Raw genomic sequence first — 24,707 nt, 5'->3', positions numbered from 1 at the left:
ATCTGGACTTAAGTGTTTTCAAAGAAGGGTTGCAATCTATTCTTACGTCTATAAAACTAGTTATGTCGAATCAATTGCAACGCAGGAGAATAACCATGGAATGGGAACAAGCCGCAGGCGGGTTTGCCGCTATGGGGTCCGAGGCGCGGCTGGCGGTGTTGCGCTGCCTGGTTCGCGCTGGCGACACTGGGTTGATTGTGCAGGATATCCAGGAGCGGACTGGCATTATGCCGTCCACGTTGGCGCATCACCTGAAGTTGCTTGTTGGGGCGGGGCTGGTGGTGCAGCGCAAAGATGGCCGCAGCACGATCAATACGGCCGATTACACGCAGTTGCGGTTATTGGCGGGGTTCATTCTGAGCGAGTGTTGCGCAGATGAAGAAACGGGACTGAACGTAGCATTGGAGGCCGCGAACGATGGCTGAACTGACACAAAACCCTGGGGCTGGATCAGCGTTGGTGAATTGGTTGAAAACGCCCTGGGCACTGAGCATTGCGATCCTACTGGCTGTGGCTGTGCTGGATCCCGGCAATCTGGTTGCAACGATATCCTTTGCGGCGGCGGCGCTGTTGCACACCGGTCGCTATATCTTGTTTGCGGTGCTGCTGCTGTCTTATCTTAAGGCAACGGGAGCAGAAGTGATGGTCGCGCGCGCCTTTGAGGGGCGTGAAGTTCGGATGATTTTCCTAGCGGCCGTGTTCGGGGGGCTCGCGCCTTTCTGCTCCTGCGAGGTGATACCCTTTATTGCTGGACTACTGGCGTTGGGTGCGCCGCTGTCGGCGGTTATGGCGTTCTGGCTGGCCTCGCCTCTGATTGATCCGCCGACGCTGCTGATCACTGCGGCCGCCCTGGGTTGGCCGTTTGCCATTGCCAAGGCAGTGGCCGCAGTAGCGCTTGGCCTGTTTGGTGGTTTTGCTATCAAGGCGTTGCGGGGCGCCGGGGCCTTTGCCAGCCCGCTTAAGCAAGCGCCGCGTTCCGGTTGCGGTGGCTGTGGAGCGCCGAAAGCCGAGGCGCCGGTCTGGGCCTTTTGGAGAGAGCCTGCGCGGCGCGGTCAGTTTCGGCAGGAGTTCGTTAGCAATGGCCTGTTTCTAGTTAAATGGCTGACGCTTGCCTATGTGCTGGAGGCGTTACTGGTGTCCTATGTGCCTGCGGATCTGATTGCTAATTTGGTTGGCGGGGAGGGGATCTTGCCGATCGCCACTGCGGCGCTGGTGGGGATGCCTGCCTATCTGAATTCCTATGTGGCGCCGCCCTTGCTGGCGGGGCTGATGGAGCAGGGCATGAGTGCCGGGGCCGCGATGGCATTTATGGTGGCAGGGGCGGTGAGCTCAATACCGGCGATGGCGGCGGTTTGGTCGCTGGTGAAACCGCAGGTTTTTGCTACTTATCTGATCTTGGGGATCACCGGCGCGATCCTGTCTGGCATCCTGTTTCAGATGATCTGAGGGTGCGGGCGGGCCACGAAGGCTATCCCGCCCGATCCTGCGGCACCATTTATGCGTTGCACCCATTGGGTCAAGCGCAGGCTGACGCGCGGCGCACTGCGTTATGAAACAGGCCCTATCTGCCCAAAAGATGTAGGAGATGGGGGCGGATCGTCGGCCATTCGGCGGCGGTGATTGAATAGATTGCCGTGTCCCGTATGGTGCCATTAGAAAGTATCATATGAGCGCGCAAGATACCGTCCAACTGCGCGCCAAGCCGTTCGATGGCGGCCCGGCTTTGACGGTTGAGGCGATGGGTGCGGAACTCCACGGCGATGGCATCAAGGGTCTCGAAGGCGTGGCTTAGCATCAGGAATTTGCATTCAGTGTTGATCCCGCTGCGCTGCACCGATTTACGATACCAGGTCGAGCCGATCTCGAGCCTCCGGTTTGTGGCATCTATGTTCATATAGGTGGTCATGCCGACTGCGCGACCGTCATGATCAAGAATGGCAAATGGGGCCATGCTGCCTGCCGCCCGCAGCGACTGGCGATGATCGATTTCAGCAGCCATTTCAGCGGGGTGGGGCACCGAAGTGTACCAGAGCTGATGCAGTTCACCGGCTGCTGCGGCCTCGGCCAGGTCGGCCTGATGGTCTTGAGTAAGTGGGGTGAGGGAGACAGATTCGCCAGAGAGGCGGAGCGGGGAAGCCCACATGGGTGTGCACCTTTGATCAGAGTAATCCGGTGCAGAGATGCAGAAAAAGTGGCCCTGTAGAAAGGGCCACTTTTAGAAATTTACATCAGGCCAGATCGGCTGGATCGATTAGACTGTAAGATCGGTATCAGCCGAAGACCTTGGTCAGGGCAACGTCTACTGCGTCCGTGATCTTATCCACGTCTTCTGCAGTGACGATCAGAGCAGGGCTGAAACACAGGGTGTTGTTCCGGCCGGGAATGGAGCGGTTGGTAACGCCTATGATGACGTTCTGATTGCCACATTCCGCCACAACAGCTTGAGCCAGCTTCTCTTCGACCGGTTCCTTGGTTTCGCGGTCCGCTACCAGCTCTGCGCCGATGAACAGGCCTTTGCCCCGGACATCACCAATGACCTGATGCTTCTCCATCAGGGCTTCTAGATTGGCTTTCATCCGCTCACCCATGGTGATGCAGTTTTCGAGCAGATTCTCATCTTCGATGATCTGCATGTTGACCAGAGCTGCCGCTGGCCCTGCGGTGCAGCCGCCAAAAGTGGAGATGTCGCGGAAGTAGTTCATCGGATCGCTTGCGTCGTCCTTGAACATGTTGAACACGTCCTCGGTAGTGACGAGGCAGGCAATGGCCGCATAGCCGGAGGCCACGCCTTTTGCCATGGTCACAAAATCGGGCTGAATGCCATAGTGCTGATAACCAAACCAGGTACCGGTCCGACCAACGCCGCAGACGACTTCGTCGATGTGCAATAGGATGTCGTATTGTTTGCAGATCTCCTGCACGCGCGGCCAGTAGCCCTCGGGGGCCTCAATAACACCGCCTCCAGCTGTCACCGGCTCAAGGCAGAGCGCACCAACAGTGTCAGCACCTTCGCGCAGAATGACCTCTTCGATCTGGTTGGCGGCTGCAATGCCGAACTCTTTGCCGGAGAGATGCTCCAGACCCAGCTCATGCTTGCGGTATTCCATGCAGTGCGGAACCTTCACGAAATCGGGGGCGAAGGGGCCGTATTGCATGTTGCGCTCTTCCTGACCGCCAGCGGACATGGCCGCGAGTGTGGAGCCGTGGTAGTCGCGGTCGCGGTACAGGATCTTGGTTTTCTTGCCGCCATATTTCTTGTGCGCTATCTGGCGCACCATCTTGAAGGCTTTCTCGTTCGCCTCGGAGCCAGAGTTGTTGTAATAAACCCGGCTCATACCCGGCATTTTTTCAATCAGTTTCTCGGCAAACAGAGCGCCGGGGATGGAGCCTGCGGACTGGGCAAAATAGCATAGTTTCATCAGCTGGTCATAAACCGCCTTGGCGATTTCTTCACGGCCGTAGCCCACGTTGACGGTCCAGACGCCACCGGAGACGGCATCCAGCCATTCCTTGCCGTTCTGATCCCAAACCCGCATGCCTTTGCCCTCGACGATGATGCGGGGGTCGTTTTCTTCAAACGGTTTGTGCTGGATCAGGTGATGCCAGACGTTGGCCTTATCGGCGGCGATGACCCGGCTCAGGTCGTTTTCATTGAACGTGCCATCCATGACATGCCCTTTCCAAGTTGTTCGAAAATGCGACCTGCCACCGGTCAACCGGTCAGTTCGCCCTTTGTCTACGAAACGCTATATTTGCGCTTTGCTCTAGGTCCAGTTGCTTGCGCGCTTTAGTTCCAGACGGGGCATGGGGAGGCGACAGGCGGGGATATAGATGAAAAGAACATTTGTTCTGTGAATGGCATATTGAGAACATGCGTCGCCTGATCCAGAACAAATACAACCGATGATCCGGCGTTTGCAAAAGCGGAGAGAGCGTTTGACGAAGTATCACCTGATGGTGGCCCCCAATGGGGCACGGCGGCAACAGGCACAGTATCGCGGATTGCCCCTGCACACGCAGGAAATTGCTGAGAGCGCTGCCGCTTGCCAGCGTGCAGGAGCGGATGCGTTGCACCTGCATGTCCGTGATGCAGAAGGCAAGCATTCGTTGGATGCGGGTCGCTACCGGGAAGCGATGGTGGCTGTCGCCGAGTCGGCTCCGGGGATGGCAATCCAGATCACCACAGAAAGTGCTGGGATCTTCAGCGTCGCGGATCAGCTTGCCTGTCTTGAGGAGCTTCGCCCGGCTGCGGCCTCTATTTCGGTTCGGGAACTGGCACGGGATCCGGAATTGGCTGCGCGTGCCTATGCGATCTGTGCGGAAGCGGGCACTGATGTGCAGCATATCCTTTATGATCTGACCTGTGTTGAGGCGCTACGAGCAAGCTATGCAGAGGGCCGTATCCCTGCGCCCATGCGTTTGGCGATCTTTGTGCTGGGGCGCTATGACCCGCCGCGTCTGGCCAGCCCAGCAGAGCTGCAACCATTTCTGGTTGCGGCTGAAGATCTGGATCTGGACTGGGGGCTCTGTGCCTTTGGCCGTCGCGAACACGCGTGTCTGATGGCAGGGCTAGAGGCTGGTGGGCAGTTGCGGATCGGGTTTGAAAATAACACGCAGGCACCGGACGGAACCGAGTATGCTGATAACGCAGCCTCGGTCGCCGATTTTGTGGCGACGGCCCGCGCGGCGGGGCATCTGCCGAATGCGATTGATGATGATCAAGGAAACCTGTCATGAGCCATGTTTTCCCTCGCCACACCAAAGCAAATCTCCCTACCGCTGTTGCGGGTGATGGCTGCTACCTTATTGATGCAACCGGTAAACGCTATTTTGATGGCTCTGGTGGCGCGGCAGTGTCCTGTCTGGGCCATTCGGATCCCGAGGTGATTGCTGCCATTCAGGATCAAGTTGGAAAACTGGCATTTGCGCATACCGGGTTTATGACGTCAGAGCCCGCCGAGGCACTGGCGGACCTGCTGATTGCCAATGCACCAGGAGATCTGGACCGGGTCTATTTGGTTTCTGGCGGGTCAGAGGCGACAGAAGCTGCGATCAAACTGGCGCGGCAATATCATCTGGAGCGCGGCGATTCCGCGCGTAGTCACGTTATCGCGCGGCGACAAAGCTACCACGGGAACACGCTTGGTGCGCTTGCTGCCGGCGGCAATGAATGGCGGCGTCAGCAGTTTGCGCCGCTGTTAATCGACATTTCCCACATAGCGCCCTGTTACGAATATGCGGATCGCGGGGAAGGTGAGAGCAGCTATGACTATGGCCAGCGGGTCGCAAATGAGCTCGAGACCGAAATTCTGCGATTGGGACCGGAAACCGTGATGGCCTTTATGGCGGAACCGGTGGTGGGGGCTACGTCGGGCGCGGTGCCAGCGGTTGAGGGGTATTTCAAACGCATCCGCGAGATCTGCGATCAATACGGTGTGTTGCTGATTCTGGACGAGGTGATGTGCGGCATGGGGCGTACGGGACATCTGTTTGCCTGTGAGGCTGATGGTGTGTCGCCTGATATCCTGTGTATCGCTAAAGGGCTGGGTGCAGGGTACCAGCCGATAGGTGCAATGTTGTGCAGCAGTGCAATCTACAAGGCGATCGAGGACGGCAGCGGGTTCTTTCAGCATGGTCACACCTACATCGGCCATCCGGTTGCGACGGCGGCCGGGCTGGCCGTGGTGCGTGCCCTGCTGGACCGTGGTCTGGTGCAGCGCAGTGCCAAGATGGGAGAATGCCTGCATGACGCTTTGGTTGAGCGGTTTGGCCAGCAGCCCCATGTGGGCGATTTGCGCGGGCGGGGGTTGTTCCGCGGGGTTGAACTGGTTGCTGACCGCGAGAGTAAAACTCCGTTTGATCCGGACCTTGGCATCGCGGGTAAGCTGAAGAAAGCGGCCTTTGATGCTGGGCTGATTTGCTATCCGATGTCCGGCACGCGGGATGGGCGCAATGGAGATCACATCTTGTTGGCGCCGCCCTTTATTCTGAGCGAGGCGCAGATCGGTGAGATCACCGACAAATTGGAGATCGCTTTGGGGCAGGTACTGCCGCAGGTTTGAATGGGAGTGAACGGTTTTATGTCCAATTGACGATCAATAAATTATATCAAACGCACCATTTTGGGTATTTGATCTGAATTATGAACTATTGTTGTGTCATAGTGTAAATCTTTATGTGTTTTTCTGCGCAGATTGAGTGAAAATTCGCGGGTTCTGCTTGGTAGTGTTTCTGTGACACAGCAAAAAGGCCGTTCAAATGACCGCGCATATCTCTTCCACTGACCTTCTTGATCGTTTCAGCGCCTCGCTTGCTGGCCCCGATTGTCTTAACCGTTTGCGGGCAGGCGTTATTGGGGAGGGCGTAGCATTGCCTGGCCCGAGCGGCCCTCGCCCGATGATCTATGCCGACTATGTCGCTTCTGGCCGGGCACTGCAGCAAGTCGAAGACTTCGTCCTGAATGAGGTGCTGCCTTATTATGCGAACAGCCATACCGAGGCGTCCTACTGTGGTAGTTTCATGACCCGGTTGCGCAACTCTGCCCGCCAGACCATCGCGCGGATTTGTGGTGCGGATGATCGGTTCGCCACTGTATTTACCGGATCTGGCGCGACCGCTGGGTTGAACCGGTTGGTGCATCTTCTTGGTGTGTCGGAAGCTCTTGCTTCTGGTCAGGCGCCACTGGTGATCCTGGGCCCTTATGAACATCACTCGAATATCCTGCCTTGGCGCGAAAGCGGAGCCGAAGTGGTCGAGATTGCCGAAGCCGCTGAGGGTGGGCCTGATATGGCAGCGCTTGAAGCTATACTGTCGGCCGAACGTGGCGAAGACGGTCAAGCGAAGCGCCTGATCATCGGCGCGTTCTCGGCAGCCTCGAATGTAACCGGAATTGTCACTGACACTGATGTGGTCAGCCGGATGTTGCGTCGCTTTGATGCGCGGGTCGTCTGGGACTACGCAGGCGGCGGCCCCTATCTGCCGATGGATATGGCGGCAGGTACTGATGCTGAGAAAGATGCGATTGTATTCTCCGTGCATAAGTTTCTGGGCGGTCCCGGTGCATCCGGGGTGATGATCTTGCGCAAAGACGCGGTAAAAAGCGCCCGGCCGACGTTACCCGGCGGCGGCACCGTGAAATTTGTCTCGCCCTGGCGCCATGATTACGCCGACGATATCGCCGCACGCGAAGAAGCGGGCACTCCGAATGTTGTTGGTGACATCCGCGCGGCGCTGTGTCTGCTGGTGAAAGAGGCGATGGGGCAGGCGTTCATGCTCAAACGGCAGGAAGAGCTGCGCCAGCGTGCACTTGCCGCTTGGAAAGACCTGCCTAATCTGCAGATTTTGGGCAACCCGAATGCTGCGCAGAAATTGCCGATCTTCTCATTTCAGGTAACAGATCCTGAAACCGGTGCGCCGATCCACCAGCAGCTGTTCACCCGGATGTTGTCGGATCACTATGGTGTGCAGGCTCGCGGTGGTTGCGCCTGTGCGGGGCCTTATGCGCACCGATTGCTGGAGATTGATCAGACCCAGTCCACGCAGATGCGTGCCGCGATTCTGGGCGGTCAGGAAATTGAGAAACCCGGTTGGACGCGGCTTAATTTCTCGGCCACTCTAAGCGATGAGAAAGCAGATGCGATTATTCATGCCGTAAGTGAGCTGGTGCGCGATCCGCAGCGGTTCTGTGATGACTACAACGTAGATGTCGCAACAGCGCGTTTTGCGCCGAAGGTGGCCTAATGTGCCGTCTTCTGGCCTGGAACGGCGCCCCGCGTTATCTTGAGGATCTGGTGTTCGTGCCAGAGCATTCACTGGTGCATCAGTCCCGCAATGCATTGATCTGTAAGACGCCGATCAATGCCGATGGATTTGGTATGGCGTGGTATTCGGATCGCTCCGAACCCTGCCTTTACAAGGACACCCACCCGGCTTGGTCTGATCCGAATCTGGCGCAGATATCGCGCCATACCCGCACCGGCTTGTTTCTGGCGCATGTGCGCGCCTCAACCGGGACGGCGACCTCGAGAAACAATTGCCATCCTTTTGCGAGCGACAAGTGGAGCTTTATGCACAACGGTCAGGCTGGCGGTCATATGAAATTCCGCAAACGGTTGGATACGATGATCCCGGACGCGTTCTATGATCACCGTTTGGGCGGGACTGAGAGTGAGGCGATTTTTCTGATTGCCCTGGGGCTGGGTCTTGATGCTGATCCTATCGGCGCCGTTGCGGGAGCGGTACAGCAGGTCGAGGCCGTCTCTCGCGAGCATGGCACAACACCGCACATGCGGTTTGGCGCTTGCTGGTCGGACGGTACTCGTCTTTATGCGGCGAGATATGCCTCCGACAAACACGCGCCGAGCCTCTATTATCGGGTCTACAAAGAAGGGGTGATTGTAACCTCTGAACCGCTAGACAGTGATATCGGAAACTGGATTGAGGTTCAGCCGAACCGTGCGCTGGTGGTGGAGGACGGTGAGGTCATGGACTTGCCATTTGCCCCAGCCCTCGCTGCTTAATCCGGCATCATGTATGACAGACCTTGCGTGTTTCTGAGAAACGGTGACGCGGCGCGGTAATGTGCGGTTGACTATCCTCTCTTTGCGGCGCAACCCTGTGGCGAAAATTGATCGGCCCGTTGGGACCGGGAAGTCGCCCATGCCCGCTATCGGAGGAACCATGTTGCGCCAAGGAACACCCACCTATCCATTGATCCGAAATATCGGGCTATCAGGAATGTTGGTCAGCTTTGGCGATCAACTGGATGAAGCCACCAACCGCGCCACACTTGCATTTCGTAGTGCAATCAATGAGTTGCACCTGAGTGGAGTTGTAGAAACCGCAACCTCTCTGGCTTCAGTCTTTGTGCGGTTCGATGTGAAAGAGCTGTCGCATGATCGCCTGCACGGGATTTTGGCAGATCTGCTGCAGACACAAGATTGGCGCGACGCGCCGCTGCCGCAAGGCCGGCGTTTCTGGCGTGTACCAACAGTTTATGGCACCGATCTCGCCCCACAGCTGGCGGAAGCGGCGGATCTGGCTGGCCTGAGTGAAGAGGCTGCGATTGAGCAACTGAGTGCGGCGCAGGTGCGTGTTCTGACTATCGGCTTTGCGCCCGGGCAGCCTTATCTCGGCACATTGGGAGAAAACTGGGATATACCGCGCCAGACACAAGTCACGCCGCAAGTGCCGGTGGGGGCGCTGGTGCTGGCGATCCGGCAGTTTGTACTGTTCTCCACTGCTTCACCTACCGGGTGGCGGCATGTCGGGCAAACGGCTCTCACGTTGTTTCAGCCGGATATCGCTGATCCTTTTGCGTTGCGGGCAGGCGATGAGCTGCAGTTTGAAGCTGTCAGCAAGGCCCAATTTTTGCGCCTGCGCGAAATAGGTGCGGAGCAAGGTGGCGCCGTTGTGAGCGAGGTCGCAGCATGAGAGCGCTGAAGGTTCTGCGCGCGGGCCCTTCTTGCACGGTGCAAGATCAAGGTCGCATCGGTTATCTCGGGCAGGGGCTCTCACAGGGCGGAGCGGCGGATACGCTTGCGCTGGCTGAAGGGGCCGCTCTGTTGCGTCAAGACCCCAGGATGGCGGCGTTGGAGATGGCCGGTATGGGTGGTGTGTTCGAAGCGAGCGAGCCCATGCGTATTGCCCTAACCGGGGCGGCGATGGCGGTGACGCTGGATGGTGCGCAGTTGATTTGGAATGCATCTCACAGAATTGAACCGGGGCAGCGGCTTGAAATCGGTGCCGCGAAACGCGGCGTCTACGGGTATCTGCATGTAGGTGGCGGTATCGCGACTCCGGAGCGACTGGGCGCGCGGGCCGCGCATCTGGTAGCGGCACTTGGTGCGCCGGTGGCTGTGGGCGACACCCTGCCTGTGGGGGACGAGACACTTCCCGTGGCGCGGCAGGCGACCGGGCTTTGTCTTGATGTGGCGGACCGCTCTTCTGGTGGTGAGTTGCGAATGGTCGAGAGTTTCCAATCTGATCTTTTTGAAGATGGGGTGCGTCGCCGGTTTGCCCAGACGCTGTTTTCGCCGGGGCGACGTGCGAGCCGAATGGCGTTGGAACTGACAGCGGAGGGCGAGGGGTTCGCTGCCGAAGGGCAGCTGGATGTGTTGTCTGAGGTGATCGTGCCAGGGGACGTGCAGATGACAGGCGATGGTCGTCCGTTTCTGCTCCTGCGCGAGGCGCAGACCACTGGCGGCTACCCCCGGATCGGAACGGTTCTGCCCTGCGATTTGTCGCGAGCGGTGCAGGCGACCGCTGGGACAACACTTCGGTTTCGCTGGGTCTCTTTGGAGGAAGGTCTGGCGCAACAGGCCGCACATGACGCGGCGATAACGCGGCTGCCCTCGGCGTGCCGGCCTCTGGTGCGCGATCCTGCTGATATGGCCGATCTTCTTTCTTATCAGCTGATCGGTGGAGCCATCTCTGCCGAGGCCGACCCTTTTGATGATGCCGGAAATGGAACCCAGACATGAACAAGACCGTCGATTTGAACGCCGATATGGGTGAAGGCTTCGGTCCATGGACCATGGGCGATGATGCTGCGCTGTTGGATGTTGTGACCTCGGCCAATATTGCCTGTGGTTTTCACGCGGGAGACCCGGATGTGATGGCCGCGACGATGGCGTTGGCGCGCGATCACGGGGTTGGCATTGGTGCGCATCCGGGGTTTGATGATCTGCAAGGCTTTGGCCGACGTAAGATGCAGGTGCCGCATGATACGCTTGCAAATATGATCCGCTATCAGCTGGGTGCTGCGCAAGGCATGGCGCGAGCGGCGGGCAGTGAAGTGCGACATCTGAAACTGCATGGCGCTTTGTCTAATATGGCCTGCGTGGATCATGCCATGGCGCGGACCTGTTATGAGGCGGCACTGGATCTGGACCCGGATCTGATCATCATGGTTCTGGCGACGACAGCTATGGAGGACGTTGTGCGCGAGCTAGGTTGTAGTTGGTGTGGTGAGATCTTTGCCGACCGTGCCTATAACAACGATGGTACGCTTGTTGATCGATCCTTGCCCGGCGCTGTGATCCATGATCCTGCCATCGCGGGGCCACGTATCCTGCAAATGGTGGAAGAGGGCGCGATCATCACGGAGAGTGGCGCGCGTATTCCAACGGCCATAGACACGATCTGCCTTCATGGTGATACGCCAACCGCTGTGCAGCTGGCGCGATCGGTGCGTGCCGCTTTGTCAGGTGGTGGAATTGAGATCCGCTCCTTTGACGGTCGACGAAGTTAGGTCGTTACTAATTTCGATTGGATGCTGATATTTTTGTTATAAAACATATGCTTAAGTTATCTTCATTTAATATTGGATGTTGGAGCCTATTATGAGGCGCCTATTCTGGTGTACAAGCTTATCGTCAGGCTAGCGGTCGCTGGGTTCTGACGTTTGGCCAATGACATCAGGATCCGCCTATGCCCCTCCGACTGTTTTCGACCCGGTCTCGTCCAATGCACATGGGGCCGTTCCCGATGGAACGGTTGCAGCCAGGGCCAATGCCGGATCTGACAGCGGTGCCCGTCTTTCAGCAATTGAGTTTTGCGCGGCCGGATATGCCAGCCTCTATCGTCAATGCGATGGGCGAATATCAGGCAATGATGGATGCGATCCGTGATGGGTTGGTCAACAAAGCGCGCGCTGAGTGCCCGGATGATCCGCAGGACCGGGCGGATCACATCAAAGCCTTCGGCTATTTCAATGATGCCGCCATGGTGGGAATTGGGCCGCTGCCGGTTTCAGCGCGATTGGCAACGCCCTATCGCAACCCTGATATCGACCGGTTGGCGCATGATCTGAAGACGCGGCAGACTAAGACGCTGGCCTCTGGCATCGATATGATTATGGCGGATCTGAAGGATGCGATGGTAGCGCCGCCGACAACCATCGGCGATCACCGCCATTCGATTGTGTTCCTGTACGAGATGCCACGCGATCCGCGCCCGGACGAAGCGGGCTGCGATTGGCTTGAGGGAGCGGAAACACACCGTGCCTGTCTTCGCGCCTCGGAAACAGCAGTCGTGCTGGCGAACTACATCCGCCTTTTGGGGTGGGATGCAAAGGCGCATACGGGTACTTCGTCGGATGTTGATCTCAACCAATTGACGGTCGCGGCGGGGCTGGCCACGGTTGAGGATGGTCATCTTGTGAACCCCTATCTGGGTCAGCGATTTGGGGCGGCGGCGGTAACCACGGATTTCGATTTGATCCGCGACAAGCCACTCTTGCCGCAGGAATTGCAGCCTGTGATGCAGGTGAAAGGACCAAAGTGGTGGCTGGGGTTGGGATCGGAGCGCTCCGCACTGAATGGTGATCCTTTTGCGCGGCGGGACTACCGCGATGGGCCGCATCCGTTTGAGACGCTTAAGCGGGTGGGTGACCCAACCACCTATATCGACGAGGCTCGCGTGGCGCGGGTGCCAAAACGTGCCGATATGTTCGCCCGCAGTCAGTTTGGTGACATGGGAAAGGCCAACCAAAAGGTGGCAACCGGCGGGTTTTACGTTCGCAAAGCAGCACCGTCGATGGCGCAACGGCGCATGCTTGGTGCCTTTGTTTTGTTGCAGGATGGGACGCCTGCCCAAAATGGTGCTCGGCCCACTGATGCGGAGCGCAATGCCTCTAATATTAAGGCGGCCAGTTACTGGCTAGGCATTGATGCGGTTGGGATCAGCCGCTGCCCTGACTGGGCATGGTACAGCCACGACGCGACCGGGGCAGAGATCCATCCGGAGCACGATCAGGCGATTTCAATGATCGTGGATCAGGGGTTCGACACGACCGAAGGAACGTCCGGTGATGATTGGATCGCCGTGGCGCAATCCATGCGGGCCTATTTGCGGTTTTCGCTGCTGGGTGGCGTAGTTGCCCGGCAGATCCGCAATCTCGGATACAAGGCAAAGGCGCATACTGTGATGGACGGCGAGGTGCTGCAACCGCCGCTTTTGTTGTTGTCGGGGTTGGGCGAAGTCAGCCGCATTGGAGAGGTGATCCTGAACCCCTTCCTCGGGCCACGCCTGAAATCGGGTGTGGTGACGACCGATATGCCGATGGCCCATGATAAGCCGATTGATTTCGGCCTGCAGGCGTTTTGCGAAGCTTGCAATAAATGCGCGCGTGAATGCCCTGCTGGGGCGATCACCGCCGGGCCCAAGCTGATGTTCAACGGATATGAGATCTGGAAATCAGATAGCCAGAAATGCACAACCTATCGTATCACCACGCCGGGTGGCGCGATGTGCGGGCGCTGTATGAAGACCTGCCCATGGAATCTTGAGGGGATTTTCAAGGAAAAACCGTTCCGCTGGGCGGCGATGAATATGCCGTCAGCGGCGCCGGCCCTGGCGAAACTGGATGACATGGTTGGCAATGGTGAGATGAATCCAGCCAAAAAATGGTGGTGGGATCTGGAGCTGGAAGAGGGCGGTGCCTACCGTCCGACGCGCCTGCCAGTCAATGCACGTGCGCTGCAAACGGATCTGGATCTGAAGTTCGAGGATCAGACATTAGCTGTCTATCCGGCCAATCTTGCGCCACATCCCTGGCCTTATCCATTTCCCATGGACCGCGAGGCGGGGATCGAGGCCTATCAGGCGATGATCACCGCGCAAGAATATAAATCCCGTCGCGCCCGTGGTGAGAGTGGTGACTGGGATCACATCTATACCAGCGATGGCGACAGCCCGGTCTTGCGGGTCGAGGTGTCCGAGGTCGAGATGATGAGCAGCGGTGTCACTAAATTTGAGTTTCAGAGCCTGGATGGCAGTCCCTTGCCAGAATGGACTGCCGGGGCTCATCTGGACATTGTAGTCGCGCCTGAGTTTCTGCGGCAATACTCCATGTCGGGGGATCCTGCGGACCGGTCGAAGTACCAGATCGGTGTGCTGCGCGAAGATATGGGACGGGGCGGTTCGAAACTGTTGCACCGTATTTTCACCAAAGGCCGAAAGGTGTTCATCTCCAAACCCATCAATCACTTTCAGCTGGAAGAAGGCGCGAGCCGCACGTTCCTTATGGGAGGGGGAATTGGTGTGACGCCGATGATTGCAATGGCGCATCGTTTATATGCGCTTGGACGGGCGTTTGAGCTGCACTATTCTATCCCCTCGCGAGGGGAGGCGGGCTATCTGTCAGATCTTATGGCAGCGCCTTGGGCAGAACATGTGCATTTTCATGTTTCGGACGAGGGTCGTCGTGCGAATTTAGATCAGTTGCTCGCGAGCTATAGCGAGGGCTGGCACGTCTATACATGTGGCCCGGATCGCTACATGGGTGGCGTGATGGACGCGGCTGAGCGGCAGGGGTTTCCGGAAGAGGCACGCCATCTGGAGTATTTCTCCGTGCCGGAGGTGCCTGAGTATGAAAATCACGATTTCACGTTGAGGTTGGCCCGTACCGGCCGCGAGCTACTGGTGCCAGCCGACAAGACCGCTACAGATGTGTTGGCAGAGAACGGAATTCATGTGGATGTGAAATGTGCCGATGGCATTTGCGGCGTGTGCAAATGTGGATTGATATCCGGTGAGGTCGAGCATCGTGATTTCGTGTTGTCCAAAGCACAGCGCAAAGATTCCGTGATCCTGTGCCAGTCTCGCGCAGTTGAACGGGACGGGCTGATCGAGGTGGATCTCTGATCGTCCACCGGGCAAATAATGTGCCAGACCCTGCGCGTAATCTCGCGCCGAGAGCCACAGTCCAATGCGCGATCTGGCGTAGGTTTGCGAACAAAAGGATAGAGTGGGTAGATATCTAGGAGAGCCTTTATCGTGCCCGCAGTAAAACTGCTCTAGGGAGCGAAAATTTTTCTCCAATTCAAAGCCTTGATCTCGAATTGTAGCGTTGCGAGTCGGCTGGTGTTTAGTGGTCGACGTAGCCCTGACAGCTATATGTAGATCTGTCTGTATACGCTCCTTGTCGTGTCTCGCCTGTAATTTAGGCAATCGTGGTCCATGAGGATAAGAAATAGGAAAAAATATAACATTTAACTATCTGTATTATAACGATTATTTTGTGTACTTTAGAAAACGTCATGAAAACGTCAAAAAACCCCTTGCGGGTTTTGTTGAGTGGGCTTAGAACCCCCTTCACCGGCGGCGGGGACGCTGCTGGGTTGGCTGCTACGGTAGCCGGACTGGCCGGAGAGACGGTCTGCCGCATCGGAAAGACGGTGACATTATGGAGATTTTGTTGGCGGGCGTGCCATGAGAGTGGCGCATCTGTTGGTTATTGTCTCTTGGTGTATGCTCTTTGACATTGATGATATCTGAAGAGATATGTGGGCGGTTTGGTTCATTCGATGGATCAGCCTCTTCATATCAACGCTTTTAGCGATGCCCTGCGCTCAAGTAGCGAAGTGGTAGCGCGATAATAAAGTGTCAGCTTCACTGTTTGGACGGCTTCGGTTTCTTTTGAAACCAAGCACGAAAAACAGAGAAAGTTTTGATGTTCGTTTCGAGTTCCTAGCCGGGTTCGAAGCCGTGCTGACTGAGGTCCGTCCTTGGTTGGCGTCAGCGGTAGGACATCAAAGATGTGCAGAGGTTCGAACGTCAAGGATATGCCTGCAAGGGCATTTCAACTTGAGAGTTTGATCCTGGCTCAGAACGAACGCTGGCGGCAGGCCTAACACATGCAAGTCGAGCGCACTCTTCGGAGTGAGCGGCGGACGGGTTAGTAACGCGTGGGAACGTGCCCTTCTCTAAGGAATAGCCACTGGAAACGGTGAGTAATACCTTATACGCCCTTCGGGGGAAAGATTTATCGGAGAAGGATCGGCCCGCGTTAGATTAGATAGTTGGTGGGGTAATGGCCTACCAAGTCTACGATCTATAGCTGGTTTTAGAGGATGATCAGCAACACTGGGACTGAGACACGGCCCAGACTCCTACGGGAGGCAGCAGTGGGGAATCTTGGACAATGGGCGCAAGCCTGATCCAGCCATGCCGCGTGAGTGATGAAGGCCTTAGGGTCGTAAAGCTCTTTCGCCAGAGATGATAATGACAGTATCTGGTAAAGAAACCCCGGCTAACTCCGTGCCAGCAGCCGCGGTAATACGGAGGGGGTTAGCGTTGTTCGGAATTACTGGGCGTAAAGCGCACGTAGGCGGATCAGAAAGTATAGGGTGAAATCCCAGGGCTCAACCCTGGAACTGCCTTGTAAACTCCTGGTCTTGAGTTCGAGAGAGGTGAGTGGAATTCCGAGTGTAGAGGTGAAATTCGTAGATATTCGGAGGAACACCAGTGGCGAAGGCGGCTCACTGGCTCGATACTGACGCTGAGGTGCGAAAGTGTGGGGAGCAAACAGGATTAGATACCCTGGTAGTCCACACCGTAAACGATGAATGCCAGTCGTCGGCAAGCATGCTTGTCGGTGACACACCTAACGGATTAAGCATTCCGCCTGGGGAGTACGGTCGCAAGATTAAAACTCAAAGGAATTGACGGGGGCCCGCACAAGCGGTGGAGCATGTGGTTTAATTCGAAGCAACGCGCAGAACCTTACCAACCCTTGACATCCTAGGACCGCCAGAGAGATTTGGCTTTCACTTCGGTGACCTAGTGACAGGTGCTGCATGGCTGTCGTCAGCTCGTGTCGTGAGATGTTCGGTTAAGTCCGGCAACGAGCGCAACCCACATCCTTAGTTGCCAGCAGTTCGGCTGGGCACTCTAGGGAAACTGCCCGTGATAAGCGGGAGGAAGGTGTGGATGACGTCAAGTCCTCATGGCCCTTACGGGTTGGGCTACACACGTGCTACAATGGCAGTGACAATGGGTTAATCCCAAAAAACTGTCTCAGTTCGGATTGGGGTCTGCAACTCGACCCCATGAAGTCGGAATCGCTAGTAATCGCGTAACAGCATGACGCGGTGAATACGTTCCCGGGCCTTGTACACACCGCCCGTCACACCATGGGAGTTGGGTTTACCCGAAGGCCGTGCGCCAACCTTTCGAGGGGGCAGCGGACCACGGTGAGCTCAGCGACTGGGGTGAAGTCGTAACAAGGTAGCCGTAGGGGAACCTGCGGCTGGATCACCTCCTTTCTAAGGATGTATCTAGCTAGATCAGAGCTTGCTCTGTCTCGTGATACACTTAGCATAAGATCAGTATTCAAAACTGATCAACATCAGGACCAGGCCGTCCTCATATCTCTTCAGAACTGTCATGATCTTGCTTTGGTGCAGGATCTAGCAAGGGGCCTTAGCTCAGCTGGGAGAGCGCCTGATTTGCATTCAGGAGGTCAGGAGTTCGATCCTCCTAGGCTCCACCACTCATGCGAACGGCCCACATAGAATGGGTCGGTAGCTCAGGTGGTTAGAGCGCACGCCTGATAAGCGTGAGGTCGGAGGTTCAAGTCCTCCTCGACCCACCATTCTGCAAGAGACGATTTGATCGTTAAGCATCCTGAGATGTTTAACCGTCCAATCGGACCGGATCGATGTTCCTTCGGGAAGGTTGATCATATTGACATCGTTTAGAGAGATACAATCAACAACACTGTTGGTCACCCGTGTGAGGGATCGACCTCAGTTTGGTGCTGAAGATCATTTATTTGGTCTGATGCGAGCCTTTGCATTCCGCCCTTTTCCTCGGGCGCGCGAGGGTCTGCCGGATTGAAACCGCAGTGTTGTCCAAGTCAAGTACACTAACCCGGTTCATATTCCGCAAGGTTTATGAGCCATTGTTCACTTCTTCGGAAGTGAGCGGGAAAGTATGCTTTTGGTTCAGAATAAGGCCACAGTTTCTTACCAGCTTCTGTGGCGTGACAGTTCACTGTCTTTTTCTGGACCAGATCAAGCGCGAGAAGGGCGTTTGGTGGATGCCTTGGCAGTAAGAGGCGATGAAGGACGTGATACTCTGCGATAAGTCATGGGGAGCCGAGAATAGGCTTTGATCCATGAATTTCCGAATGGGGGAACCCACCTGACAGTTTGTTATTGTGACTCTGCATTTTGCGATGAGAGGCCAGTCCTTGAGTGGCAAAGCGGCAGGACATCAATAATGAGCTTAATCAGGTACTTAAGACCTGAATACATAGGGTTTTAAGAGCAAACCCGGGGAACTGAAACATCTAAGTACCCGGAGGAAAGGACATCAATATGATACTCCCCTAGTAGCGGCGAGCGAACGGGGACCAGCCGAGCCTTGAGTGTGAATAGAATGTGTTGGGAAGCACAGCCATAGTGGGTGATAGCCCCGTATATGAAGCATGATAGGACGTATTAAGTAGGGCGGGACACGTGAAATCCTGTCTGAAGATCGGAGGACCACCTTCGAAGGCTAAGTACTCCTTACTGACCGATAGCGAACCAGTACCGTGAGGGAAAGGTGAAAAGCACCCCGACGAGGGGAGTGAAACAGTACCTGAAACCGAACGCCTACAATCAGTTGGAGGCCCCTTGAGGGCTGACAGCGTACCTTTTGTATAATGGGTCATCGACTTGGTCTCACAAGCAAGCTTAAGCCGTTAGGTGTAGGCGCAGCGAAAGCGAGTCTTAATAGGGCGAATGAGTTTGTGGGATCAGACCCGAAACCGAGTGATCTAGGCATGGCCAGGTTGAAGGTGCAGTAACATGCACTGGAGGACCGAACCCACATCTGTTGAAAAAGATCGGGATGAGCTGTGCCTAGGGGTGAAAGGCCAATCAAACTCGGAGATAGCTGGTTCTCTGCGAAATCTATTTAGGTAGAGCGTCATCCGAATACCCCGGGGGGTAGAGCACTGGATGGGTAATGGGGCCCCACAGGCTTACTGATCCTAACCAAACTCCGAATACCCGGGAGTACTAGATGGCAGACACACTGCGGATGCTAACGTCCGTAGTGGAGAGGGAAACAACCCTGACCTACAGCTAAGGCCCCTAATTCATGGCTAAGTGGGAAAGCAGGTGGGATGTCCAAAACAACCAGGAGGTTGGCTTAGAAGCAGCCATCCTTTAAAGATAGCGTAACAGCTCACTGGTCTAATTAAGACGTCCTGCGGCGAAGATGTAACGGGGCTCAAGCCATGAGCCGAAGCTTAGGATGCACATAGTGCATGGTAGCAGAGCGTAGTGTGACATAGTCTCATGTCTCTTTTACTCATTTTATAATGAGTGCCGGAGACACGAGGCTTTCGATGAAGCGGGCGCGTGAGCGATCCCGTGGAGAGATCACTAGCGAGAATGATGACATGAGTAGCGACAAAGAGTGTGAGAGACACTCTCGCCGAAAGTCCAAGGGTTCCTGCTTAAAGCTAATCTGAGCAGGGTAAGCCGGCCCCTAAGGCGAGGCCGAAAGGCGTAGCCGATGGGAACTAGGTTAATATTCCTAGGCCAGGAGGATGTGACGGATTGTGAAGGTAGTTCATCCTTATCGGATTGAATGGGCTGCTGATCAGTCCCTGGAAATAGCCCTCCATGAGACCGTACCCTAAACCGACACAGGTGGACTGGTAGAGAATACCAAGGCGCTTGAGAGAACGATGTTGAAGGAACTCGGCAAAATACCTCCGTAAGTTCGCGAGAAGGAGGCCCGGTTCCAAGGCAACTTGGAGCTGGGGGCACAAACCAGGGGGTGGCGACTGTTTATTAAAAACACAGGGCTCTGCGAAGTCGCAAGACGACGTATAGGGTCTGACGCCTGCCCGGTGCCTGAAGGTTAAAAGGAGGGGTGAGAGCTCCGAATTGAAGCCCAGGTAAACGGCGGCCGTAACTATAACGGTCCTAAGGTAGCGAAATTCCTTGTCGGGTAAGTTCCGACCTGCACGAATGGCGTAACGACTTCCCCGCTGTCTCCAACATCGACTCAGCGAAATTGAATTGCCTGTCAAGATGCAGGCTTCCCGCGGTTAGACGGAAAGACCCCGTGCACCTTTACTACAGCTTCGCACTGGCATCAGGATTGTGACGTGCAGGATAGGTGGTAGGCATCGATACGTGAACGCTAGTTCACGTGGAGCCTCCCTTGAGATACCACCCTTCGCACTCTTGATGTCTAACCGCGGTCCGTTATCCGGATCCGGGACCCTGCGTGGCGGGTAGTTTGACTGGGGCGGTCGCCTCCTAAAGCGTAACGGAGGCGCGCGAAGGTTGGCTCAGAGCGGTCGGAAATCGCTCGTTGAGTGCAATGGCAGAAGCCAGCCTGACTGCGAGACTGACAAGTCGAGCAGAGACGAAAGTCGGCCATAGTGATCCGGTGGTCCCAAGTGGGAGGGCCATCGCTCAACGGATAAAAGGTACGCCGGGGATAACAGGCTGATACTGCCCAAGAGTCCATATCGACGGCAGTGTTTGGCACCTCGATGTCGGCTCATCTCATCCTGGGGCTGGAGCAGGTCCCAAGGGTACGGCTGTTCGCCGTTTAAAGAGGTACGTGAGCTGGGTTTAGAACGTCGTGAGACAGTTCGGTCCCTATCTGCCGTGGGTGTAGGATACTTGAGAGGAGTTGCCCCTAGTACGAGAGGACCGGGGTGAACGATCCACTGGTGGACCTGTTGTTGCGCCAGCAGCAGTGCAGGGTAGCTATGATCGGACAGGATAACCGCTGAAGGCATCTAAGCGGGAAGCCCCCCTCAAAACAAGGTATCCCTGAGGGCCGAGGTAGACCACCTCGTCAATAGGCCGGAGATGTAAGTGCAGCAATGCATTCAGTTGACCGGTACTAATCGCCCGATAGGCTTGATCTGTTCCAGTAACAGTCAGTGACACAATGAACCAAAAGCAAAACAAAACTGGACTTCATGTTGGTTGTATCTCGACGAGCGTCTCACAAAAATTGTGAAACATCGTCGATATATGGATTTTTCTCGGTTTGGTGGTCATAGCGCAAGTGAAACACCCGGTCCCATCCCGAACCCGGAAGTTAAGCACTGTTGCGCCGATGGTACTGCGTCTTAAGGCGTGGGAGAGTAGGTCACCGCCAAACCTAGTAAAATCCATAACTCTTAAACGATATTAATAACGAATACCCTTCAGACCATATCACCCTGAAGGGGACACGCAGTCGTGCTACAAGCAATACTGCAATAGTCCTAAACCGCCAAAATCGGCGATAGGACAAACAAAAGGGCTCAAGTAGCGTAAGCGATCGCCCAACAAAAGTGTCGCGGGATGGAGCAGCCCGGTAGCTCGTCAGGCTCATAACCTGAAGGTCGTAGGTTCAAATCCTACTCCCGCAACCAATCTTACAAAATCAAAAACAATAAATATACTTCCCCAGCCGTGGGGAGACTACGTTGTGTTAGCGCTTGTGGATCAATAGGTGCAAGACAAGGGCATGAGGCGCACTAAAAGGCGGCGTTGCAACGGGGGCCCAATTTCGGATCTTCACCTGTTAAAGATCAACAGCTATATTGGCGTTAAGCCAATACGGAAGCGAAAAATGACGGGACTCTGTCCGATTCCCACCGTCACCTGATCGTCAATAAGCTGCAGTAGCGGCCCGCATTGCAGACATCTAGTGTGGCTTAGCGACTGCCTCCCAGTTGGATATACTCCATGAGAACGTGAGAATAGGGCCGCACTAAGTTTACGTTGAAGTCTAAGACCGCCAGCGGAACACCGTTCCGAGCCTCCTCCAATTCCAGGTTGGCAGCACATTTTTTCAAAAGTTCGCCATCAAGATGGCCGGCGCGGGCCAAGATTGTAACACAAGCGACAAATGCGTCTGGAGAAGTCTCGCCGTCTAAGCTGGCTCGTAGAATGGATCGAGCCTGCGGATCGCGGATCACTCGTTCGACCAATACCTCGGCAATTTGTGGTTGGTGTGACCAGCCCGGACCGATTACTCGCTCGGCTGCTCCGCGCACGATAGTCGCGAAAGTCTCCGGTGGATCTAGCCGAGAGGCAATCTGGGCAGCGGCCAACCAGTCTCCACGGTCCTTTCCAATGTCTAGAGTCGGTATCCTATCCTGATGCAGACCAGGCGCGTCGGGATCTACAATGGCCAAAGCAATCGCAGCATGCGTGTCCTTGGTCTCGTCAAACACCTTGCTCAGTTCAACCACATGTTCAGGCGAATTGAACTGGTCTCTCAGGATTTCGGCCGCTGCGATTTTCATGGATAATTCGTGGTCGTTGTAGGTGTTCTTCCGTCTCAAAATCCTGAGCGTATGTTCCAGTAGAACGCTGTTCTGAGGCCAAAACTCAGCCAAAGACAATAGCGATGCTAAACCGATGTTTTCTTCAGATTTACACCACTCGAAAAAGTCGCGGCGCATGTTCTGGTTAGGACCAGCAAAACGGGCAATGGCGTTCCAAGCCGAACGATCATCCGAGAACACCTCATCAACAAAGTTCAACCCTAACTGTGATTTGAGCATGTCCCACTTCTTGGCGAGTAAAGCTCCTAGCGCGCTGCTCAAGCCGTCGGCTCGGTAAGACAGGAGGCGAACCTTGCCGCTAGCATGTGTAGTAGTTAGCACTGCTTGAGGTCGATCCATGACTACCAAACCAGAAAAAGCGGTCGTTCGGTTCTCTTCAAAATTAATTCCGGGCCGGTCGATCTCGGCGGTTAGATAGTCGACGACACCATCAACATCGCCTCTAGCTAGGCGGAGCTGATAGTAATCTACGGCTAGTTGGACACTTACGTGAAAGTCGGACTCTTCATTGTAGCTTTCTAGAACAGAATACAGCGCTTTATGACGATCAGCGCCAATTCCTGCAGCAGTCGCAATCGCGGCGCGCAACGATGGTGGAACAGATGAGACGGCTGATAAAGCTGCCTCCATGATAAGTGGCTCGTTTGGAAACGCTTCGGCCAAAACATGGATTGGTGGTTCCGGCTGCTTTAGCCGGATCAACGCTTGATCGCGTATCTCTTGGTGTGCCGAAAATTGATGATAAGCCATCAAAGGCTCGGCATTCGGTTTTGCATCCCGCAGAAATGGCAAGATTGCCTGCACCGCTTCTTCATCCTCTTCATCACATCCCAGTTCACCTAAGGCTTTGACGATGAGATCCACTCGCGCCTTCGGCTGATGATGCAAGATAGCGATTAGGCGCGCGCGCGCCTCTTTAGGGTCAGTGTGTAAATCTGGAAGGAGAGCGACGAGCATTCCCAATTCGTCGTCGGGCAGAGCAACTACTTCTCGAACCAGAGCCTTGACGTCCGGTTCGTCCGCCCAACCTGAAAGGAGTGGCAACAGACTCCAGTACTTATTGTAACTCTTTTTAGACCTGACATCTGAGATGGCGTTGTCTCGAAGCCGTACATCGCCCAATTGGGCTATGATTGGCCAGTACTCATATCTTCTGTGTGCTCCATCTTCGGAAGTGATCGCAGATACGACAGCCTCATGGATGTCAACGTCATGTTTGGCGAAATTGATCAGTTTCGACCACAGCCCACGTTGCATTGAATTGAAAGGAAACTTGTCTGCGAGCTCCTTCAATATCCATCTCTTGACCTCAGGACGACCTGGCTCCGTATTGAGCAAGGCGGCTGAGGCAACATCGCGTCTTAAGCCCCCACTCGAGCGCCACGCCAGCGATTTCTCAATTACGTCATCGTCGTTTGGCCAACCTTCGAGCAATGCTTCATCAGCAATCGCCTTATCAAAATAGTCGAGACCAGAATTGTCATCTACGAGTTGTAAGCATCTTGCTCGATCCGCATCAGTTTTTGAGTTGAGCTTGACGCGTGCCCAGATCGCTGTTGCCTCTAGGATTGGCGAACGGCTAACCGCCGCTTCATCGACGAAGGATTTTATATTTGCCTCAGGCCAGCCAAGTACGAGAGCCTCGATCGTGCTCGCCACGACTGCTAACTCTGCATCCGAAGAAGCTAGAGAAATCAAGCGCTTTAGAACGTCTTGGTTGGCCTTGTAGACCTTGGCTAGGCATCTTGCGGCAGTTCGGGCCGCTCCTCTGTTCTCATCCCCAAGGCCTCTGATTAATGCCTCCAATTGGTCAGCACCTTGCCCCCAAGATGCGATTGCTATGAAAAGCTGTTGCGGAAAATCCTCTCTCCGAGGAACCCACCGACGAAGTCGGTCCTCAACTGCAGTCCGGAGCAACGGATCACTTAAACCGTTAATCGCAAGTTTCACCATTGCAGTACGTTCGGCAAGCGGTCCAAACCCCTCGATCGTTTCAAAGGTTCGATTTGCCAGTCTTTGGGCAGTCTGCGAACTCATCGATGACTGGCTAAAAGCAAGTTCGGAAAGGAGCTGGCGACGGCTAAAGTCTCTGGCGATATCTAAATCTGCAGTTTCCAGAGCGTCTACAATTTGCTCGATTTCGTCGGGCCTCTCATTGATACCAACCAAATTACCCAAAACTTTGTTCCAGCGTGCGCTACCGGCATTCTCCGAAACAAATTTAGTAAGTTCGCTGAACGGCCAGCTCTGGATATGAGTTGCCGCAAGATACTCCTCAAGGCTGGCGTGCGCGAACCCTATGTCGTCTGGCCCCTTTTCGATAATAAGCCCAACTGTTTCTGCGTTTACAGCAAGGAGCTCACTAGCTACTCCACTCGCAATGATAGTTTCAAAGCCTCTATTGGTTAGCCCTTCTATGATGGCTTTAGAGGCTTCACTTCGACTGTAGCCAGCATCACCGCCGTCGCGGCGTGACGCGAAAGCAAGAGCTCCTAATGCAACAAGCCGGATTTCTGGCGTACCCGCATGTTCAAACCGTGCACGTCCCTCGCCAGCCGCTGTGGCTCTCGCCTCAGGGTGTGTTTCGTTGAGTAACTTTACCAAGTCTCGGAGAGCTTGT

At 55.4% G+C, this 24,707-nt stretch carries 13 protein-coding genes, 3 tRNA genes and 3 rRNA genes; 16 read left to right on the top strand and 3 right to left on the bottom strand.

Annotation, left to right across the window (positions count from 1 at the left end):
- The first annotated feature begins 95 nt into the window (after positions 1-95).
- Together ACEWZM_RS06145 and ACEWZM_RS06140 are read left to right on the top strand one after the other, a co-directional pair.
- Entirely contained in the window at positions 96-425 is a 330-nt protein-coding gene (locus ACEWZM_RS06145) for an ArsR/SmtB family transcription factor (protein WP_414005593.1), read from the top strand.
- On the top strand, positions 418-1,446 hold the full coding sequence (locus ACEWZM_RS06140) for a permease (RefSeq protein ID WP_414005592.1): 1,029 nt from the start codon (positions 418-420) through the stop codon (positions 1,444-1,446). The genes ACEWZM_RS06145 and ACEWZM_RS06140 overlap by 8 nt, the downstream gene beginning before the upstream one ends.
- Positions 1,447-1,561: 115 nt before the next feature.
- Here ACEWZM_RS06140 and ACEWZM_RS06135 read toward each other — a convergent pair whose 3' ends face one another.
- Positions 1,562-2,143: a GNAT family N-acetyltransferase gene (locus ACEWZM_RS06135; RefSeq protein ID WP_414005591.1), complete on the bottom strand. Its 582-nt coding sequence runs from the start codon at positions 2,141-2,143 to the stop codon at positions 1,562-1,564.
- 127 nt (positions 2,144-2,270) lie between these two features.
- Complete coding sequence (locus ACEWZM_RS06130; protein ID WP_414005590.1) at positions 2,271-3,668, bottom strand: aminotransferase family protein; 1,398 nt, start codon at positions 3,666-3,668, stop codon at positions 2,271-2,273.
- Between the two features lie 268 nt (positions 3,669-3,936).
- Here ACEWZM_RS06130 and ACEWZM_RS06125 point away from each other — a divergent pair, with 268 nt between their 5' ends.
- The 14 genes from ACEWZM_RS06125 (at position 3,937) to ACEWZM_RS06060 (ending at position 21,166) form a co-directional block, all read left to right on the top strand.
- A complete protein-coding gene (locus ACEWZM_RS06125; RefSeq protein ID WP_414005589.1) occupies positions 3,937-4,737 on the top strand; it encodes a beta-keto acid cleavage family enzyme in 801 nt (266 codons plus the stop codon).
- Complete coding sequence (locus ACEWZM_RS06120; protein WP_414005588.1) at positions 4,734-6,062, top strand: aspartate aminotransferase family protein; 1,329 nt, start codon at positions 4,734-4,736, stop codon at positions 6,060-6,062. Before ACEWZM_RS06125 ends, ACEWZM_RS06120 begins: the two co-directional genes overlap by 4 nt.
- 196 nt (positions 6,063-6,258) lie before the next feature.
- Complete coding sequence (locus ACEWZM_RS06115) at positions 6,259-7,740, top strand: aminotransferase class V-fold PLP-dependent enzyme (RefSeq protein ID WP_414005587.1); 1,482 nt, start codon at positions 6,259-6,261, stop codon at positions 7,738-7,740.
- Entirely contained in the window at positions 7,740-8,519 is a 780-nt protein-coding gene (locus ACEWZM_RS06110) for a class II glutamine amidotransferase (RefSeq protein WP_414005586.1), read from the top strand. Before ACEWZM_RS06115 ends, ACEWZM_RS06110 begins: the two co-directional genes overlap by 1 nt.
- Positions 8,520-8,679: 160 nt before the next feature.
- Positions 8,680-9,432: a 5-oxoprolinase subunit B family protein gene (locus ACEWZM_RS06105; RefSeq protein ID WP_414007974.1), complete on the top strand. Its 753-nt coding sequence runs from the start codon at positions 8,680-8,682 to the stop codon at positions 9,430-9,432.
- Positions 9,429-10,481 carry a 5-oxoprolinase subunit C family protein gene (locus ACEWZM_RS06100; protein ID WP_414005585.1) on the top strand — a complete coding sequence of 351 codons (1,053 nt, stop codon included), beginning with the start codon at positions 9,429-9,431 and terminating at the stop codon, positions 10,479-10,481. Before ACEWZM_RS06105 ends, ACEWZM_RS06100 begins: the two co-directional genes overlap by 4 nt.
- On the top strand, positions 10,478-11,251 hold the full coding sequence (locus ACEWZM_RS06095; protein ID WP_414005584.1) for a LamB/YcsF family protein: 774 nt from the start codon (positions 10,478-10,480) through the stop codon (positions 11,249-11,251). Before ACEWZM_RS06100 ends, ACEWZM_RS06095 begins: the two co-directional genes overlap by 4 nt.
- 179 nt (positions 11,252-11,430) lie before the next feature.
- The gene (locus ACEWZM_RS06090) at positions 11,431-14,646 is read left to right on the top strand and encodes a 2Fe-2S iron-sulfur cluster-binding protein (RefSeq protein WP_414005583.1); all 3,216 of its coding nucleotides are present in this window, start codon (positions 11,431-11,433) and stop codon (positions 14,644-14,646) included.
- A gap of 938 nt (positions 14,647-15,584) precedes the next feature.
- Positions 15,585-17,048 (top strand): 16S ribosomal RNA (locus ACEWZM_RS06085).
- 151 nt (positions 17,049-17,199) lie between these two features.
- Positions 17,200-17,275: transfer RNA gene (locus ACEWZM_RS06080), tRNA-Ala, on the top strand.
- Positions 17,276-17,300: 25 nt separating this feature from the next.
- A tRNA-Ile gene (locus tag ACEWZM_RS06075) sits at positions 17,301-17,377 on the top strand.
- A 419-nt stretch (positions 17,378-17,796) separates the two neighbouring features.
- A 23S ribosomal RNA gene (locus tag ACEWZM_RS06070) occupies positions 17,797-20,671 on the top strand.
- Between the two features lie 124 nt (positions 20,672-20,795).
- Positions 20,796-20,910: ribosomal RNA gene (rrf, locus tag ACEWZM_RS06065) — 5S ribosomal RNA — on the top strand.
- Together the 16S, 23S and 5S rRNA genes with 3 tRNA genes alongside form the textbook arrangement of a ribosomal RNA operon.
- A 179-nt stretch (positions 20,911-21,089) precedes the next feature.
- Positions 21,090-21,166, top strand: a tRNA-Met gene (locus tag ACEWZM_RS06060).
- Between the two features lie 285 nt (positions 21,167-21,451).
- Here ACEWZM_RS06060 and ACEWZM_RS06055 read toward each other — a convergent pair.
- Positions 21,452-24,691 (bottom strand): NACHT domain-containing protein, encoded by a 3,240-nt coding sequence (locus tag ACEWZM_RS06055; RefSeq protein WP_414005582.1) that lies wholly within the window; start codon positions 24,689-24,691, stop codon positions 21,452-21,454.
- Positions 24,692-24,707: the final 16 nt, after the last annotated feature.

It is taken from the genome of Phaeobacter cretensis (assembly GCF_047372505.1).
Classification (GTDB): domain Bacteria; phylum Pseudomonadota; class Alphaproteobacteria; order Rhodobacterales; family Rhodobacteraceae; genus Phaeobacter; species Phaeobacter cretensis.
The sequence above is the reverse complement of the archived record's forward strand: the minus strand, read 5'-3'. Positions and strand labels throughout refer to the sequence as shown.

Excerpts from the sequence above, each read along its gene's own strand:
- ACEWZM_RS06145 (WP_414005593.1), top strand. The coding sequence starts at position 96 with ATGGAATGGGAACAAGCCGCAGGCGGGTTTGCCGCTATGGGGTCCGAG.
- ACEWZM_RS06140 (WP_414005592.1), top strand. The coding sequence starts at position 418 with ATGGCTGAACTGACACAAAACCCTGGGGCTGGATCAGCGTTGGTGAAT.
- ACEWZM_RS06135 (WP_414005591.1), bottom strand. The coding sequence starts at position 2,143 with ATGTGGGCTTCCCCGCTCCGCCTCTCTGGCGAATCTGTCTCCCTCACC.
- ACEWZM_RS06130 (WP_414005590.1), bottom strand. The coding sequence starts at position 3,668 with ATGGATGGCACGTTCAATGAAAACGACCTGAGCCGGGTCATCGCCGCC.
- ACEWZM_RS06120 (WP_414005588.1), top strand. The coding sequence starts at position 4,734 with ATGAGCCATGTTTTCCCTCGCCACACCAAAGCAAATCTCCCTACCGCT.
- ACEWZM_RS06115 (WP_414005587.1), top strand. The coding sequence starts at position 6,259 with ATGACCGCGCATATCTCTTCCACTGACCTTCTTGATCGTTTCAGCGCC.
- ACEWZM_RS06110 (WP_414005586.1), top strand. The coding sequence starts at position 7,740 with ATGTGCCGTCTTCTGGCCTGGAACGGCGCCCCGCGTTATCTTGAGGAT.
- ACEWZM_RS06105 (WP_414007974.1), top strand. The coding sequence starts at position 8,680 with ATGTTGCGCCAAGGAACACCCACCTATCCATTGATCCGAAATATCGGG.
- ACEWZM_RS06100 (WP_414005585.1), top strand. The coding sequence starts at position 9,429 with ATGAGAGCGCTGAAGGTTCTGCGCGCGGGCCCTTCTTGCACGGTGCAA.
- ACEWZM_RS06095 (WP_414005584.1), top strand. The coding sequence starts at position 10,478 with ATGAACAAGACCGTCGATTTGAACGCCGATATGGGTGAAGGCTTCGGT.
- ACEWZM_RS06090 (WP_414005583.1), top strand. The coding sequence starts at position 11,431 with ATGCCCCTCCGACTGTTTTCGACCCGGTCTCGTCCAATGCACATGGGG.